Raw genomic sequence first — 16,562 nt, 5'->3', positions numbered from 1 at the left:
AGGCCAGTTTCCTCAAAAGATGGCAAAATGAATTGTAACGAAATGCGCCATGGGCTGTGACCTTTGCAATCGTGCCTTTGCGCTCGGCGGTCAGCAGCCCGATTTCGGCAGGGCCTCCACCTTCTCCAGAATGGCGTTCACGGTGAAATCGCCGTAGTCGATCTGCATGGATTCGGCGACGCCGTTCTGCAGCAGCCGCAGGCTCATCTCATACTCCGGCTGGGCCGAATCGCTTTTCAGCGGGAAGAAGGCCATGCGCACCGGCCACGCCTTCTTGCCCTTCAGCAGCGGGTCGGCGCCGTCCTCCTTGGCCTGGATGGCCGCGCCGATGACCGTGGACACCTCGGTCGCCCCTTCCGAATCGGCGCCGTCGAAGACGACCCGGTTGAAGAAGGTCTCGCCGGCGCCGGCATGGTCGAGCACCGCCAGGGTGTGGGCGGTCGGGAACATGGTGTTGGGGGGCAGTTCCATGTCCTGGGGCTCCGGCTTCGAGAAGGCGGCGGTGCCGGTGCCGTCCTTGGCCAGCCGGGCGTCGCCGCGCACCTCCTCGTCCTCCTCCCCGTTGATCAGCTTGCGGACGTTGAAGCGGTAACGCTGACCGTCCTTGGCCTCCCACGTCGTGTAGTTGGTGGTCATCGCCATCTCATCGCCCTCGGCGTAGACGAAGCGGAGCTGGAAGCGCTGCTCCGTCGTCCAGCCGTCGCAGGCGTCGGCCCATTCGAACAGCATGCGGCCCCGCACGTCGCTGACCTTGGAGCTGTTGCGGGCGGACAGCAGCGACATCTTGTAGACGGCACGATGAGGCAGGATGTTCGCCGCGGCGCCGGCCGCCGCTCCCACCGCCGCGCCGGCCGCGTTGGCGGGGGCTGCTTGGGCCGCGCCGGTGACGGGAAGGGCGGTCAGGGACACCAAGAACGCGCCGAAGGTCGCGCAAAGGGCGAGGCGGGCGGCGGAGCGGCGGTTCTGCAAAGCGACATCCACAGGTGATTGGCAGCGTCGGATGGATTATGGGTGTTTCGGCGTCGGAGCGGAAGGCCCGACCCCCCGAATAAACGGAAGGCTGAGGACAGATTCATGCGCAGCGACTCTCCCGCATCACGGTCCGTACTCCTGGTGACCCGGCGCCTGCCCGACGCGGTGGAGGCCCGCGCCGCGCGCGATTTCGACGCCCGGCTGAACCCGCGGGACCGCGCGCTGTCCGGTGCCGACATCGCCGCCCTGGCGGCGGAGGCCGGCGCCGAGGGCATCCTCTGCACCGCCGGGGACCGGCTGGACGCCGCGGCCATCGCGGCCCTGCCCAAGGGCGTGCGGATCGTCGCCACATTCTCGGTCGGCACCGACCACATCGATCTGAACGCGGCCAAGGCCCGCGGCCTGATCGTCACCAACACCCCGGACGTGCTGACCGACGCGACGGCCGACATCGCGCTGCTGCTGATGCTGGGCGCGGCGCGCCGCGCTTCGGAGGGCGAGCGGATGATCCGCGCCGACGCCTGGACCGGCTGGACGCCGACCCAGCTTCTCGGCACCCATCTCGGCGGCAAGCGGCTGGGCATCATCGGCATGGGCCGAATCGGGCAGGCGGTGGCGCAGCGGGCGCGGGCCTTCGGCATGACCATCCACTATTCCAACCGGCGCCGACTGCCCGCGGAGCAGGAGGCCGGGGCCGTCCACCACGCCGATCCCGAGGCGATGCTGGCGGTCTGCGACGTGTTGTCGCTGCATTTCCCGGCGACTCCGGAAACCACCCGCTGGCTGAACGCGGAGCGGATCGAGCGTCTGCCGCCGGGCGCCATCGTGGTCAACACCGCCCGCGGCTCCGTGGTCGACGACGAGGCCCTGATCGCTGCCCTGGCTTCCGGACGGCTGGCCGCCGCTGGACTGGACGTGTTCGAGAACGAGCCGAACCTGCACCCCGGCTACCGCGGGCTGGAGAACGCCTTCCTGCTGCCGCATCTCGGCAGCGCCACGGTGGAAACCCGCAACGCCATGGGCTTCAAGGCGCTGGACAATCTGGACGCCTTCTTCGCCGGGGCGGCGCCACCGGACCGCGTGGTGTGACGGTGACGCGAGCGGGCCTGTCCGATCCCGGACAGGCCACTTGTTCGAAAACCGTTCAAAATAGAAAATAAATCAAAAATAGATAAAATTTTCCGTAATGGGCCGTTCTCCGGGCAGAATCTGCCCAGGGGCGGCCTTGCCCGGCAGAAGTTGCCGGGACGAAAGGCCTAGGCTTCTGGAAATCCTCATGTGGCACGGCGATTGCTGTGAATTCGGCGCAGCCAGTGCCGATCATGTGGAGAAAGCCCATGAGCGCCGTCGTGACCACCCAGGACCCGGACGTCATTGCCGCCGAGCATCACGACGGACTGCCTTTCGACCGTGGGACCCACGACCGTCTGCTGCGAATGCCCCCTTTGCGCGGCTCCCGCATCGCCCATTCGGCGGTGCCCGTGACCGTGGACGCGTCGGCCCTGGAAAGCCAACTTGCCGAAGCCCGCGCCACCATCGCCGAGCAGCGTGAACGGATCGCCTATCTGGAAAGCCTGTCCATGACGGACGAGCTGACGGGGCTGCTGAACCGCCGCGGCTTCTTCAGCCATTTCCGGCGCGAGATCGCCGCCGCGCGGCGGCAGCGGGCCAAAGGAAACGGCAAGGGCGGCGGGGTGCTGGTCATCATCGATCTGGACGGCTTCAAACGGATCAACGACACCCATGGCCACATGGCCGGAGACGCCTATCTGCGCCAGATCGCCCGGTTGCTCGTCGGTGCGGTCCGCGAGGAGGACGTGGTGGCACGCCTGGGCGGGGACGAGTTCGCCCTGCTGCTGACGAACACCGACGCGGCCTGCGGCGCCGCCCGTGCCCGGCAGATCGCCACGATGGCGTGCCGGCGCGGCGTCCCGTGGAGCAACGCCGAACTGCCGATCCGCTTCTCCTTCGGGGTGCAGCCCTATGGGGCCGACGACCGTGAGGAGGAGGTGGTCCGCCTCGCCGATTCCCACATGTACCGCAACAAGGCCGGACGCCGCCTGCGCTCGCCGGGGCGCAAGGCCGCACAGCCCGTCGCACGTTCCGCGGCGAACCGGCGGGCCACCGCCTGAGCCGGGCCGCGCGGCGCGCGGATCGGTCAGCCTGTCGCACCCCCCAGGCCGCGCTTGACCGGAGGGTGATCCCACCGCAGCATCTGCACCTTTCCGTCGCAAAGGTGCCCGCTCTGAACACGTCTTCGGATCGCCCGAATCCCCCGTCGCCCCACCCCACGGCCGAGCAATCTTCCATCCACGCCGCCGACGACGCGATACAGCCGCACGGCGCCCTGGTGGCGTTGCGCAGCGATGGCGCGACGATTCTGGCCTGCAGCGCCAACACGGCGGACTTCCTCGGCATGGCTCCGGAGCGGCTGTTGGGCCGCAGCGTCGACGTGCTGGAACTGCCGGAACTTGCGGCGTTGCTGGAGGGTTTGGCCGCCATGCCGCCGGGCCTGCGGGCTCTGGGGCTGCATGCGGTCGTGACGCCGCCGGGTGGGGAATCGCTTCCGGCGTTTCTTCACGAGCATGGCGGGCGGGTGATCCTGGAGGTGGAGCGGCCGTCCGCCGGACCGGAGAGCCGCGGCGCCGCGGCACCGCCGCCCGGCCCGATGCCGGGGATCGCCACCCTCCGCGACGCCGCGGGTCTGGAGGCGATCGCCGCCCACACCGCCCACACCGTCCGCCGTCTCACCGGGCTGGACCGGGTGATCGTTTGCCGCTTCGACGCCTTGGGCAACGGCGAGGTGGTGGCGAAGGACCAGGCGCCGGATTGGAACCAGGCCGCTCCGGACCTCCATCCCGGCGCCGCCCTGCCGGCGGCCGCCTTCGATGGCGCCCCGGACGCGAGCCCACGGGTGCGTGTGATCCCCGATCATGCGGCGGAGCCGGTTCCCCTGCTGCACGCCGACGCCACGGTTCCACCGCCCGATCTGGCCCACGCGCAGTTGCGCAGTCCGGCGCCGGCCCGGCTGGATTTCCTGCGGCGGATGGGAGCGGGGGCGGCCCTGACCGTGCCGGTCGTCCATGGCGGAAAGCCGTGGGGGGTGATCTCCGGTCATCACCGGCGCCCTCATGGGGTGCCGCTGGCCACGCGGATGCTGGCGGCCATGGCCGCCGACGCGCTCAGCCTGATGCTGGACACCGCCGAACGCGCCGTGGAGCGCGAGCGCCGCGTCGCGCAGGCGGCGCGGCAAGCCGAGGTGAACCGGGTCAAGTCGGACTTCCTGACCGGGATGAGTCACGAGTTTCGCACCCCGCTGAACGCCATCATCGGCTACGCCGACTTTCTGCTTCATCCGGGAATCGGCCCGCTGACCGACCGGCAGCGCGATTGCATCGGCAACATCCGCGCCTCGGGCGCCCATCTTCTGGAACTCATCAACGACGTGCTGGACCTGTCGAAGATCGAAGCGGGGCACGTCGCGTTGCACGAGGAGGATGTGGACGTCGCGGTCGTGGTGGGCGAGGTCTACGCCCTTCAGGAACTGTCGCTGACGTCGGCGGGGCTGGCCTTCGACGCCTCGTTTCCCCGGCCGCTGCCGCGCTTGCGCGCGGATCGGCGATCGCTGCGGCAGATCCTGCTGAACCTGCTGTCCAACGCGGTCAAGTTCACCCCGGCGGGCGGGCGCATCGCCATCGACGTGACGCGCGCGGAGGAACCGTCCGGAACCGGTCTGCGCATCGCCGTGATCGACACCGGAATCGGCATCCCGGAGGAGCACCGCCTCACCGTGCTGGAGCCCTTCCGTCAGGTGCCGGGCGAGCGCATCCGCAACGGCGCCGGAACCGGTTTGGGCCTGTCCATCGTGCGCTCCCTGGTGGAGGCCCACGGCGGGCGGCTGACCCTGTCCAGCACGCCGGGACGGGGCACGCGCATCGACCTGCACTTTCCGCCGGAGCGGGTGATCGTATGACGGAATCTGTGGAATCATCGGGACTTCACGGCCGGCGGCGGACCGCGGGCGGCATCGCTAACGACAATTTAACCGTCGCGGCGGGACAGTGAACGGGCTATACCGGTCTCTCCGGGTGTGGTCGCTGCAAGCAGGAGCGCGGGTGGCACGATGCTCGCGGAACCGAACAGCCCCAAGAAGGCGCCGATGGACGACCGAACCGTGAAGCGTGTCCTGATCGTCGAGGACAACGAGCTGAACATGAAGCTCTTCCACGATCTGCTGGAAGCGCACGGCTACGCGACGCTTCAGACCCGCAGCGGGATGGACGCCCTGGCCATGGCGCGGGAGCACCGGCCGGATCTGATCCTCATGGACATCCAACTGCCCGAGGTGTCAGGGTTGGAGGTCACGCGCTGGATCAAGGACGATCCGGCGCTCAAGTCCATCCCGATCATCGCGGTGACCGCCTTCGCCATGAAGGGGGACGAGGAGAAGATCCGGGAAGGCGGCTGCGAGGACTACATCGCCAAGCCGATCTCGGTGACGAAGTTCCTGGAAGCCGTTCAGAAGTTCCTCCGCTAACCTGTTACGGGATCGGTCGCACGTTCCATGTCCGCTCGCGTCCTCGTCGTCGACGATGTCCTTCCGAACGTGAAGCTGCTCGCGGCGAAGCTGACGCGCGAGTATTTCAACGTCATCACCGCCAGCAATGGTCCCGAGGCGCTGGAGATGGTCCGGCGGGAGTCGCCGGACATCGTTCTGCTCGACGTCATGATGCCCGGCATGGACGGGTTCGAGGTGTGCGAGAAGATCCGCTCCGATCCCGCGACCATGCACATCCCGGTGGTGATGGTCACCGCCCTGTCCGACGGCGCCGACCGCGTGCGCGGGCTGGAGGCCGGAGCCGACGATTTCCTGACCAAGCCGGTCAACGATGTCGCGCTGTTCGCGCGGGTGCGGTCGCTCGTCCGCCTGAAAATGATGATGGACGAATGGCGGCTGCGCGAGGCGACCTCCGGCCAGCTGGGGGTTCTCGAGCCGACGGGCACGTTGAACAGCGAATCCTTCGAGGGCGCCCGCGTCCTGGTGCTGGAGGATTCGCGTCTCGATCTGGACAAGGTCGCTGAGACGCTGAGGCGCGACCACGCCCATGTGATGGCCGCCGACACCTGCGCCGCGGCGTTGGAGCGCGCGCTGGGCGACGATCTCGACCTCGTGGTGATCAGCCTGACGCTGATGAACGAGGATGGCCTGCGGCTGTGCTCCCAGCTCCGCTCGCACGAGCGGACACGGCAGGTGCCGATCCTGCTGATGGTGGAGGAGGGCGACCTGAACCGCGTCGCCAAGGGGCTGGAACTCGGCGCCAACGACTACATCAGCAAGCCCATCGACCGGAACGAGCTGCTGGCCCGCGCCCGCACCCAGATCCGGCGCAAGCGCTATCAGGAACGTCTGCGCGCGAACTACGAGCAGAGCCTGTCCATGGCGCTGACCGACAGTCTGACGGGCGTCTTCAACCGCCGTTACATCAACGCGCATTTGCCGCGGCTGCTGGAGCGGGCGATCGACAACCACAAGCCCGTGGCGATCCTGCTGTTCGACATCGACCATTTCAAGGTCGTCAACGACAGCTACGGCCACACCGTGGGCGACGAGGTGCTGAAGGAGGTGTCGAGCCGCGCCAGCCGCAATCTGCGCACCTTCGATCTGGTGGCGCGGCTGGGCGGCGAGGAGTTCGTGGTCGTCCTGCCCGACACTGACGCCGAAGCGGCGTTGACGGTGGCGGAGCGGCTGCGCGGACGCATTGCCGACACGCTGTTCAAGGTGTCCGCCGACGTGGGCGAAATCCCGGTCACGGTGTCCATCGGTGTGACGGTGGGCGGCCGGCTGGGCGACACCGCCGAAGGGCTGATCCGCCGGGCCGACGAGGCGCTGTACGAGGCCAAGCGCGCCGGGCGCAACTGCACCATCGCCGATCCTCCCGCCAAAGCCCTGCTGTCGCCCTGACGGGTGCCACCCTGACGGAACTGGGCAGGGCAGGGGAGGTGAGACCACGTCCAGACAAGCAAAAGGCCGCCAGAAGGCGGCCTTTCTGATTCCGGCAGTCCGGGAAACCTTACTTGATCTTGGCTTCCTTGAACTCGACGTGCTTGCGAGCCACCGGGTCGTACTTGCGGAACGACAGCTTCTCGGTGGTCTTCTTCGGGTTCTTCTTCTTCACGTAGAAGAAGCCGGTGTCGGCCGTGCTCACCAGCTTGATGAGGACGGTGTTCTGCTTCGCCATGATCTCAATCCCGACTAAAAATCCGTGACCCGCCAGCCCGGCGGGGCGGCGTCGTAGCGGGGGAAGATACCCGCTACAGCCGCGATGTCAAGCCTTTGTAAAGTGGCCGGAAGGGCCGATCCGAGTCCTTTTTCTGCTTGGAAATCGGGGCGGAAAACGACTCAGCGCTCCGCCACGGTGTTGGTGGAGGAGAGGGCGACCGCGCGCTGGTAGAGCGCCGGTTCGGCAAGGAGGCGCAGCGCCACCTTCAGGTCCAGTTCCGGCTCATGCTCCTTCCAGGGGCAGGCTTCGCGCAGGCGGGCCAGTGCCTCCTCGTCGTCGGCGGCGCGGGCGCGCCAGCCGGCGAACTGGGTCATCGGACGCGCCCGACCGTCGCGCAGGTCGGACAGCAGGGCGATGGGGTCGTCCTGGCCGGTGCGGCTGGTGCAGACCGTCGGCTGCACGCCCTGGCGGTGCAGAGTGTAGCCGGCGGGCGTGTAGATGCGGCTCCAGGTCAGGAACAGCTCGCCGTCGTTGGGCAGGCGGGTCACCGTCTGGACGCTGCCCTTGCCGTAGGAGGAGGCGCCCACCACCACCGCGCGGCCCGAATCCTGGAGCGCCGCCGCCACCACCTCGGCGGAGGAGGCGGAACGCCCGTCCACCAGAACCACCAGCGGCATGCCTTCGGCGATGTCGTCGGGACCGGCCTCGAAGCGCTGGCGGCTGTCGGGGTGACGGCCCTCGGTCGTGATGATCTTGCCCTGGGCGATGAACAGGTCGGCCACGGCGACCGCCTGATCGAGCAGGCCGCCGGGGTTGCCGCGCAGGTCGAGCACGAATCCGCGCAGGCCCTTGCCCATGTTCTGCCGCGTCGACAGCACGGCGTCGCGCAGATTGGACGCGGTGGCGGCGTTGAAGCGGTCCACCTTCAGCACGCCGACCTGCTCGGACACGCTGGCGTTCACGGTGTTGGGAACCACGCGCTCCCGCCGGAGGGGGGCGCGGCGCGGCGGGGTGTTGTCGCGCGCCACGGTCAGCAGGACCATGGTCCCGGTCGGTCCGCGCAGCCGGTCGCGCATGTCCGCCTCGCTCAGGCGCGCGGTCAGATCGCCGTCGATGGCCAGAAGCTGGTCGCCGCTGCGGATGCCGGCGCGGTCGGCCGGGCTGCGCGGCAGCACGTTGCGGATCAGCGTGCGCCCGTTCGCCGTCTCCAGCGACAGGCCGATCCCGCCATAGCCCTCACGTTGGGCGCGCTCGCTGGTGGCGCGCTGGGTGCCGGTGTAGCGGGAGTAGCCGTCCAGGTCCGTCATCACGGAATCGAGGATCACCTGATAAACCCGCTCCGGCACCGCCTGATAGAGGGTGGGGGAGTAGAGGCGGGCACGTTCCACCGCCTTGGTGGTCAGGGCGGCCCAGCCGGCGGCGTCGGACAGCGACGGGGCGGCGTATTCCCCGATCAGGCTCCCGGAGACGTACAGGCGGACGGTGCTGCCCTGGCGCTCGGCGCGGGCGGTCGGATCGATGGTCGCGAGACCCTTCAGCCCGTCCAGGCCAAGCCGACCGAAATCGACCTGTTGAAGATAGACTTCGGCGATCTTGCCGTACGCGACGGCGAAGACCTGCTCGCTGATGAAGGCGGGCTCGGTCGCGGCGGCGACCGGACGGGGCAGCGTTCCGCCGAGGCTTCCGAGGCCAACGGCGAACATGGCAGCCGCGAGTGGGACCGACAGACGCCCTCGCGGTGAAAATCCTCGTTTCCGTATGCCCATGGCGCGCCGTACGCGGCCTCCTTTCCCACAGGCGGACCCGGACGGTTGCCCGCCGGATTCGAACGGATAAGGAATAGCACTTCAGAAATGAGGGCTGGCGGGACAAAAGACGGGGGCAAGACTCTTTGTCGTGGAATGTCCATCACTGTGACTCAGCGGCCACGCTTCCGTTGCTTTTGGGTTGCGCGTCCCGCGAAACGGGCTTTTCCCGGGGGGCGATCCGGGTGGCCGGATTGCAACGGATGATCGGTGCCGCCAGCAAAGTTCCCGGCGGCATCCCCTTCGGCGCGGGGCAGGGCGAACAGGGTGCTGCCGGTCAGCGGGTCGGCTTCCATCAGCACCACCTTCACCGCGGCGCCCAGCCGGTAGCTGCGGCCCGTACGCTGCCCGACCAGGGCGTGGGCGCGCTCGTCATGCTCGTACTGGTCGTCGGGCAGGGTGCTGGCGGGGATCAGCCCGTCGGCGCCGTTCTCGTCCAGCCGGATGAACAGGCCGAAGCGGGTGACCCCGGAAATCCGCCCGGTGAACAGGGCACCCACGCGGTCGGCCAGGAAGGCGGCGGTGAAGCGGTCGATGGCGTCGCGCTCGGCCGTGGCGGCGCGGCGTTCGGTCATCGAGATGTGTTCGCCGATGTCGGTCAGCCCGGCCATGGCCGCGTCATCCAGCCCGCCCGGCCCCAGCCCATGCGCGCGGATCAGCGCCCGATGGACGATCAGGTCGGCGTAGCGGCGGATCGGCGAGGTGAAATGGGCGTAGCGGTCGAGCGACAGGCCGAAATGGCCGATGTTCTCCGGGCTGTATTCCGCCTGCGACTGGCTGCGCAGGATGACCTCGCTGACCAGTTGCGAGTCCGCCGTTCCGGCGGCGCGGTCGAGGATCGCGGTGAAATGCGCCGGGGTCAGCCGCGCCACCCGCGGCAACGAGTAGCCGATGCCGGTCAGGAACTCGCGCAGCGTCTCCTGCTTGTCGAGCGACGGCTGGTCGTGCACGCGGAACAGGCCGGGCATGCCCGCCCGCTCCAGGCTGTCCGCCGCCGCGACGTTGGCGCAGATCATGAATTCCTCGATCAGCCGGTGGCTGTCGAGGCGCTCGCGCGGCGCGATCTCCGCCACCCGCCCGCGCTCGTCCAGCCGGACGCGGCGTTCCGGCAGGTCCAGCTCCAGCGTTCCGCGCCGCTGCCGGGCCGCCCACAACCTGGCATAGGCGCCGTAGAGCGGGGCGATGACCGTCTCCATGAGCGGCTCCGTCGCCTCGTCCGGCGCCCCGTCGCGGGCCGCCTGCACCTGCTCGTAGGTCAGGCGCGCGGCGGAGCGCATCAGACCGCGCACGAAGCGGTGCCGCAGCAGCGCGCCGTGGCGGTCGATCCACAGATGCGCCGCGACGCAGGCGCGGTCCTCCTGCGGGCGCAGCGAGCAGAGGTCGTTGGACAGCGCCTCCGGCAGCATCGGCACGACGCGGTCGGGGAAATAGACGGAGTTGCCGCGCTCGAAGGCCGTCCGGTCCAGCGCAGAATTGGGACGCACGTAGAAGGCCACGTCGGCGATGGCGACCACCATGTGCCAACCGCCTTCGTTCGCCGGGTCGGGGTCCGGCTCGGCCCACACCGCGTCGTCGAAATCGCGGGCGTCGGCGCCGTCAATGGTCACCAGGGGCAGGTCGCGCAGGTCGGTGCGCCCGGTCAGGGCGGGCACCGCGGCGTGCGACGCCTCGCGCAGGGCGGCGGGCGGAAAGTCGGTGGGCAGCCCGTGGGTGTGGACGGCGATCAGGCTGACCGCGCGCGGCTCCGCCGTGTGGCCCAGCCGTTCCGCGACGCGGGCCTGCGGCAAGCCCATCCGGGCCGCGGGCAGCAGATCGGCCAGCACCAGCTCGCCCGGCTCGGCGTCGTTGCGGTTGGCCGGCAAGACCAGCAGTTCGGTCTTGTTGCGCTTGTCGGTGGGGACGATGCGCCCGCCGTCCGCCGCGGGGTAATAGACGCCGAGAACGCGCCCCACCGTGCCGTCCAGCCGCCGGATGGTGCGCGCCTCGTAGAGCCGGTCGTTGACGCGGCTCAACTTCGCCAGCACCCGGTCGCCCGTCCCCAGGGCGGGGTGGCCCTTCCTCTCCGGCATCATGAAGATGCGCGGCGGATTTCCCTCGCCCGTCCAGGTGACCGGGCGGGCGGTGACCTCACCGTCCGGATCGACGCCGGTCACTTCCAGCACGGCGACTTCCGGCAGCGACTGCGGCGGGGCGACGCGCTTGTTGCGCCCACGTTCCACGGCGCCGTTGGCCTCCAGATCCTTGAGAAGCTCCTTCAGTCTTTCGCGGTCGTCGCTGCCCGACAGCTTGAAGGCGCGCGCGATCTCGCGCTTGCCGACCGGCGTCGTGCTGGAGCGGATGAAGGAGAGGACCGTGTCCTTGTCGGGAAAGCTGCCGGAGCGGCGGGGCGTGTCGTTCAAGGGATTTCGTGCCGTGGAAGGTGGACCGCATAAGTAAGCCCTGGAGCCGGCAAATCCAACCGCGCCGCCGTGACGCCACGGCAACAACGCTTCAAGTTGGCGGCCCAGGTGATAGGCACCGATGCGTTCGTCGCCACACCGACCAAGCGAGGATCAGGGCGAACCCAAGTGGACACTGCCTCTGGGGAACATTGCAGACCGCGAAGTTGAAAGCAGGAGGCCCCTTCCGTAATCGCCGGTCGGGGCCTTTCGCTGTCAGACTTCCAGGCGCGTCGCGAGACGGGCGAAGGTGAAGGGCTCGTCCGTCAGGAAGCGGATGTCCTCCATTACCTGGGCGCGCAGCGAGCGGTCGTCGATGCTGCGGCCCCAGAAGGCGGTCTCGCCCAGATAGGCGGCGACCATCGCCTCCAGCCCCGCCGGGGTTCCGTCATCCAGGGCGCCGATCGCCCGGACGCGTTCGACGATCTCGGCGGAGTCGCGCGGCGGCAGCGTGGCGGCGCCGGGGAAGCGGCCGAGGTAGAAGGCCAGCCAGGCGGCCAGCGACAGACTCATCAGCGGCGCCGGCGTGCCGAACCTTTCCCGGTAGGCGAGCAGCCGGTCCAGGTTGCGGGTCTGGTACTTGACGAGGCCGTTCAGGCTGATGTCGTGCCACAGGTGTCGGATGTAGGGGTTGCGGAAGCGGCGCAGCACGGCGGCCGCGAAGTCCTCCAGCTCCGGCTTCGGCAGGGTGAGGAAGGGGATGACCTCCTCGTTGAGCAGCCGGTCGAGGAAGCGCGCCCCGGCGGGATCGCTCACCGCCTCGCCGACCGTCTCGACGCCCGCCAGCAGGGCCAGGGCGCACAGGCCGGTGTGGGCGCCGTTGAGGATGGCGACCTTGCGCGCCTTGTAGGGGGTGACGTCGGCGGTGACGACGGTGCCCTCGTCATGCTCGCCCAGCGGCAGGCGCAGCGCGGGCGTCCCCTCCTTGCGCTCGATCACGAACAGGTGGAACAGCTCCGCCGCCGCCATGAAGCTGTCGTCGTAGCCCAGCTCGCGGCGCAGGTCGTCGGCCTCGGCGCGCGGGAAGCCGGGGACGATGCGGTCGACCAGCGTGTTGTAGAAGGCGTTCGCCGTCTCGATCCACGCGATGAAGGCCGGCTCCAGCGCCCAGTCGCGGGCGTGCAGCAGGACGATGCGCTTCAGCTCCTCGCCGTTGTGGTCGATCAGCTCGCAGGCTAGCATTTGCAAGCCGGCCTCCGGCGCGCCGTCGAAGGCCTTCCAGCGCTCGTGCAGGAAGCGGGTCATCTTGCCGGGGAAAGAGACCGGCGGCTCGTCGGCGTAGGCCACCGACGGGACATAGGCGATGCCGGCGTCGGTGGTGTTGGAGACGACCACCGTGACGTTCGGGTCGCGCGCCAGTTCCAGCACCGACGCCCACTCGCCGTGCGCGGCGATCTCGTTGCGCACACAGCCGATCAGCCGGGCCTGCGAGACCTTCCGGCCGGCCTCGTCGACGCCGCGCGACAGGACGGTGTAGACGCCCTCCTGCTCGTTCAGCGTCTGCGGGAAGCCGCCGGGGATGGGGCGGACGACGGTCACGCCCCAGTCGCCACCGGTGGCCTCGTTCAGGCGATCGACCTTCCAGTCGAAGAAGGCGCGCAGGAAATTGCCTTCGCCGAATTGCACGATCCGCGTCGTCGTCGGGCGCGGCCGGCCGTTGAGAAAGGATGCGTTCAGGCGCTGCATGGTCGGCGTCCTTGTCTGAGAGGTGGTGGGGTTCAGAGCGTGACGCCGGACTTGAAGATCACGAGGTCGTGGACGTCGTTCTCTTCGTTGCGCGCCTCTTTGCCGTTGGCGACGGCGAGGATGCTGTCGATGAAGGACGGCAGCAGGCTGTCCACCGTGGCGGTGGCCTCGGCGATGGGGCCGGCGTTGAAGTCGATCCAGTGCCGCTTCTTCTCGGCCATGGCGGTGTTGGTGGCGATCTTCATGGTCGGCACCACGCCGCCCAGCGGCGTGCCGCGGCCGGTGGTGAACAGTACGATGTGGCAGCCGGCGGCGGCCAGGGCGGTGACCGCCACGCCGTCGTTGCCCGGCGCCTCCAGCAGGGTCAGGCCCGGCTTGCGGATGCGCTCGGCGTAGCGGATGACGTCGCGCACCGGGGAGAGCCCGGCCTTCTGGGTGCAGCCTAGCGACTTCTCCTCCAGCGTGCTGATGCCGCCCGCCTTGTTGCCGGGCGAGGGGTTCTCGTAGATCGGCTGGTTGTGGTCGATGAAATACTGCTTGAAGTCGTTGATCAGGGTGACGACGCCATCGAACACCTCGCGGCTCTCGGCGCGCTCCATCAGCAGATGCTCGGCGCCGAACATCTCCGGCACCTCGGTCAGCACGGTGGCGCCGCCGATCCCGCACAGCCAGTCGGACAGGGCGCCCAGCAGCGGGTTGGCGGTGATGCCGGAGAAGCCGTCCGAGCCGCCGCACTTCAGCCCGATGCGCAGACGGTCGGCGCCAACCGGCTCGCGCTTGTCCTCGCGCATCACCGCGGCCAGCTCGGTCATCGCCTCCAGCGACGCCTCAAGCTCGTCCGACACCTCCTGGGTGGTCAGATAGCGCAGGCGGCGCGGGTCGGGATGCTCGAAGCCCTGGGTGAACAGGGCGCGGGTGTTGTTCTCGCAGCCCAGCCCCATGACCAGCACGCCGCCGGCGTTGGGGTGGATGGCGAAATCGCGCAGGATGTTGCGGGTGTTGTCGAGGTCGCCGCCGAGCTGGGAACAGCCGTAGGGATGCTCCAGCACCATGACGCGGGAGCCCTCGGGGAGCAGGCCCATCTTCTCGAAGCGCTTGGCCGCGTTCTTGGCGAGGCCGTTGACGCAGCCGACCAGCGGGATGATCCACAGGTCGTTGCGCACGCCGACCTCGCCGTTGGCGCGGACGAAGGCCTGGATGGTCGGCGCCTCCCGCTTGGCCGGCGCCGCGTCGTTCGCCGGTCCAGCGTAGGCGTAGTTCTGCAGGCCGCCCAGCGCGGTTCCGATGTTGTGGGTGTGGATGTGCCGCCCCACCGGGATCGCCTCCTTGGCGAGGCCGATCACGCTGCCGTACTTGATGACCCGGTCGCCCGGCTGGTGCGGCGTCACGGCGAACTTGTGGCCCTGCGGCACCTCGTCGAGCAGGACGATGCCCAGACCGTCGATCGCGGTACCCTGGGCCAGCGGCTCCAGGGCGACGGCGACGGTGTCGCTGGAATGGATCTTCAGGTACTTCGACATGTCAGGCCCCTTGGGGGAGAAGCGAGGGAAGCGGGAGGGCGGCAGGAGAGATTAAAGCGGATTGTGATCCGCTTTGGACCGCGACGGCGGTCCCGGTCGCACATGCGACCGGAGCCCGCCGGCGAATGAGGCGATATGAGTCTAAAGCGGACGAAAGTTCGCTTTAGCGGGCCAGGAGCAGCGAAAGCTCCGGGACGAAGGTGACGAGCATGAGCGAGATGAACAGCGCCACGAAGAGCAGGGTGGACTGCTTCATGAAGTCCGAGATCTTCACCTTGGCGAGGTTGCAGACCAGCAGCATCACCGTGCCCACCGGCGGTGTCAGACAGCCGACCGCGAGGTTCACGATCACCACGATGCCGAAATGGATCGGGTCGATGCCGAGCTGGTGCACCGTCGGCATCAGCAGCGGGACCATGACGATCAGAATCGCGTTGCCCTCGATCAGCATGCCCAGGAACAGCAGGAGCAGGTTGAGGATGATCAGGAAGACGTACTTGTTGTCGGTCAGCGCCGTGATGAAGGTCGCCAGCTGCTGCGCCGCCTGCTCCAGCGACAGCACCCAGGCCAGGGCCGAGCAGGCCATGATGACCAGCATGACCGAGGAGGTGGCCTTGAAGGTGCCGACCAGGGCGTCCAGCACATGGGCGACGCGCATCTCGCGGTAGATCACGAAACCGATCACCAGGACGATCAGCACCGCCACCGCGCCGGCTTCGGTCGGGGTGAAGATGTTGGCGCGGATGCCGCCGATGATGGCGACCAGCAGGACCAGCACCGGCCAGGCGCCGACCAGCGCGCTGGTGGTCTCCGAGGCGGTGGGCCAGCTGTCGCGGGACGGCGGATAGCCGTTGCGCTTGGACACGATGTAGGCGGCGCCCATCAGCATGATGGCCATGACGATGCCGGGCAGAATGCCGGCCATGAACATGGCGCCGATGGAGACGTCGGCGACAAGGCCGTAGATGATCAGCGCGATGCCCGGCGGGATGATCGGCGTGACCAGCGCGCCCGACGCCGTGACGGCGGCGGCGAAGGCGCGGTTGTAGCCCTTGCGCTCCATCTCCGGCACCAGCATGCGGGTGAGCATGGCGCTGTCGGCGAGGTTGGAGGCGCTGACGCCGCCCAGCAGCGTGCTCAGCATGATGTTGGTCAGGGCCATGCCGCCGGTGAACTTGCCGACCAGCAGATCGGCCACGCGCAGCAGGCGCTTGGCCACGCCGGTGTGATCCATCAGCGTGCCGAGCAGGATGAAGAAGGGGATCGCCAGGAGGGACAGGTTCTGCGAGGCGCCGATCAGCCGCTGCACCGCGATCTGGTCCGGAACCGGGCTGAAGAACACGAAATAGACAAGAACCGATGCAAAAATTGCAATGTAGATTCGCATGTTCAAAGCGAAAAGACAAAGCATAACAAGAATGATGACGGGCCAGCTCATGGCGCTTCCCCCTTCACGATCACCATGATGTCAATAAAGCAGCGGTGCAGAAGATAGGCGACGAGGCCAGCCGCACCGACCGGAACGGCAATGTCGATCCAGAACCAGGAGATCTGAAGAATTTCCGTCAGCTTGTATTGGGCGCTCTGGGCCAGCAGGTAGCCGAGCCAGCCGGCATAGCCGAGAACCAGGATCGACAGGGCCGAAATGGCCAGATCGACCGCCGCCCGGATGCGGGTGGGCAGCAGGTCCACGAACAGCGGGATTTCCAGATGCTGGCCGTCACGCTCGGCGACGATGGCGCCGATCATGATGATCCAGATCATCAGAAGCCCCGACATCTCCTCGCCCCAATGCAGCGGAGCGTCGAAGAGATAGCGCGCGAACACCGCCACGATGGTCATCACCACCAGACCGGCCAGCGCGGTTCCCGCGATGACCGATGGCAAACGCCGGATCAACTCCATGGCACAATCCTCCAA

13 protein-coding genes are annotated in these 16,562 nt (G+C 68.4%); 5 read left to right on the top strand and 8 right to left on the bottom strand.

Going from position 1 to position 16,562, the window contains the following annotated elements; all coding sequences use genetic code 11:
* Nucleotides 1–90 precede the first annotated feature (90 nt).
* Nucleotides 91–969, bottom strand: a complete 879-nt coding sequence (locus tag Sp245p_RS17495) for a cell envelope integrity EipB family protein (protein ID WP_211108751.1) — start codon at nt 967–969, stop codon at nt 91–93.
* Nucleotides 970–1,074: 105 nt separating this feature from the next.
* Between Sp245p_RS17495 and Sp245p_RS17490 the strand changes: the two genes are divergently transcribed.
* The 5 genes from Sp245p_RS17490 (at nt 1,075) to Sp245p_RS17470 (ending at nt 6,934) form a co-directional block, all read left to right on the top strand.
* Nucleotides 1,075–2,061: a 2-hydroxyacid dehydrogenase gene (locus tag Sp245p_RS17490; RefSeq protein WP_109138708.1), complete on the top strand. Its 987-nt coding sequence runs from the start codon at nt 1,075–1,077 to the stop codon at nt 2,059–2,061.
* 248 nt (nt 2,062–2,309) lie between these two features.
* A complete protein-coding gene (locus tag Sp245p_RS17485) occupies nt 2,310–3,104 on the top strand; it encodes a GGDEF domain-containing protein (protein WP_014197451.1) in 795 nt (264 codons plus the stop codon).
* A gap of 65 nt (nt 3,105–3,169) precedes the next feature.
* A complete protein-coding gene (locus tag Sp245p_RS17480; RefSeq protein ID WP_014197450.1) occupies nt 3,170–4,945 on the top strand; it encodes a sensor histidine kinase in 1,776 nt (591 codons plus the stop codon).
* Between the two features lie 186 nt (nt 4,946–5,131).
* Nucleotides 5,132–5,509: a response regulator gene (locus tag Sp245p_RS17475; RefSeq protein WP_041812620.1), complete on the top strand. Its 378-nt coding sequence runs from the start codon at nt 5,132–5,134 to the stop codon at nt 5,507–5,509.
* Between the two features lie 27 nt (nt 5,510–5,536).
* Nucleotides 5,537–6,934 carry a PleD family two-component system response regulator gene (locus Sp245p_RS17470; protein ID WP_014197448.1) on the top strand — a complete coding sequence of 466 codons (1,398 nt, stop codon included), beginning with the start codon at nt 5,537–5,539 and terminating at the stop codon, nt 6,932–6,934.
* 109 nt (nt 6,935–7,043) lie between these two features.
* Here Sp245p_RS17470 and rpmG read toward each other — a convergent pair whose 3' ends face one another.
* The 7 genes from rpmG to Sp245p_RS17435 all read right to left on the bottom strand — a co-directional run bounded on the left by rpmG (nt 7,044) and on the right by Sp245p_RS17435 (nt 16,547).
* Nucleotides 7,044–7,211 carry a 50S ribosomal protein L33 gene (gene rpmG / locus Sp245p_RS17465; RefSeq protein ID WP_012974790.1) on the bottom strand — a complete coding sequence of 56 codons (168 nt, stop codon included), beginning with the start codon at nt 7,209–7,211 and terminating at the stop codon, nt 7,044–7,046.
* A gap of 161 nt (nt 7,212–7,372) precedes the next feature.
* Nucleotides 7,373–8,896: a S41 family peptidase gene (locus tag Sp245p_RS17460; RefSeq protein ID WP_014197447.1), complete on the bottom strand. Its 1,524-nt coding sequence runs from the start codon at nt 8,894–8,896 to the stop codon at nt 7,373–7,375.
* A gap of 215 nt (nt 8,897–9,111) precedes the next feature.
* Complete coding sequence (rnr, locus tag Sp245p_RS17455) at nt 9,112–11,397, bottom strand: ribonuclease R (protein WP_014197446.1); 2,286 nt, start codon at nt 11,395–11,397, stop codon at nt 9,112–9,114.
* Nucleotides 11,398–11,652: 255 nt separating this feature from the next.
* Complete coding sequence (locus Sp245p_RS17450; protein WP_014197445.1) at nt 11,653–13,122, bottom strand: tagaturonate reductase; 1,470 nt, start codon at nt 13,120–13,122, stop codon at nt 11,653–11,655.
* Between the two features lie 32 nt (nt 13,123–13,154).
* Nucleotides 13,155–14,642: a UxaA family hydrolase gene (locus Sp245p_RS17445; RefSeq protein ID WP_014197444.1), complete on the bottom strand. Its 1,488-nt coding sequence runs from the start codon at nt 14,640–14,642 to the stop codon at nt 13,155–13,157.
* Between the two features lie 163 nt (nt 14,643–14,805).
* Complete coding sequence (locus Sp245p_RS17440; protein WP_014197443.1) at nt 14,806–16,080, bottom strand: TRAP transporter large permease; 1,275 nt, start codon at nt 16,078–16,080, stop codon at nt 14,806–14,808.
* Complete coding sequence (locus Sp245p_RS17435) at nt 16,077–16,547, bottom strand: TRAP transporter small permease (protein WP_014197442.1); 471 nt, start codon at nt 16,545–16,547, stop codon at nt 16,077–16,079. The genes Sp245p_RS17440 and Sp245p_RS17435 overlap by 4 nt, the downstream gene beginning before the upstream one ends.
* Nucleotides 16,548–16,562 lie beyond the last annotated feature (15 nt).

This window comes from Azospirillum baldaniorum (genome assembly GCF_003119195.2).
Taxonomy (GTDB): domain Bacteria; phylum Pseudomonadota; class Alphaproteobacteria; order Azospirillales; family Azospirillaceae; genus Azospirillum; species Azospirillum baldaniorum.
The sequence above is the reverse complement of the archived record's forward strand: the minus strand, read 5'-3'. Positions and strand labels throughout refer to the sequence as shown.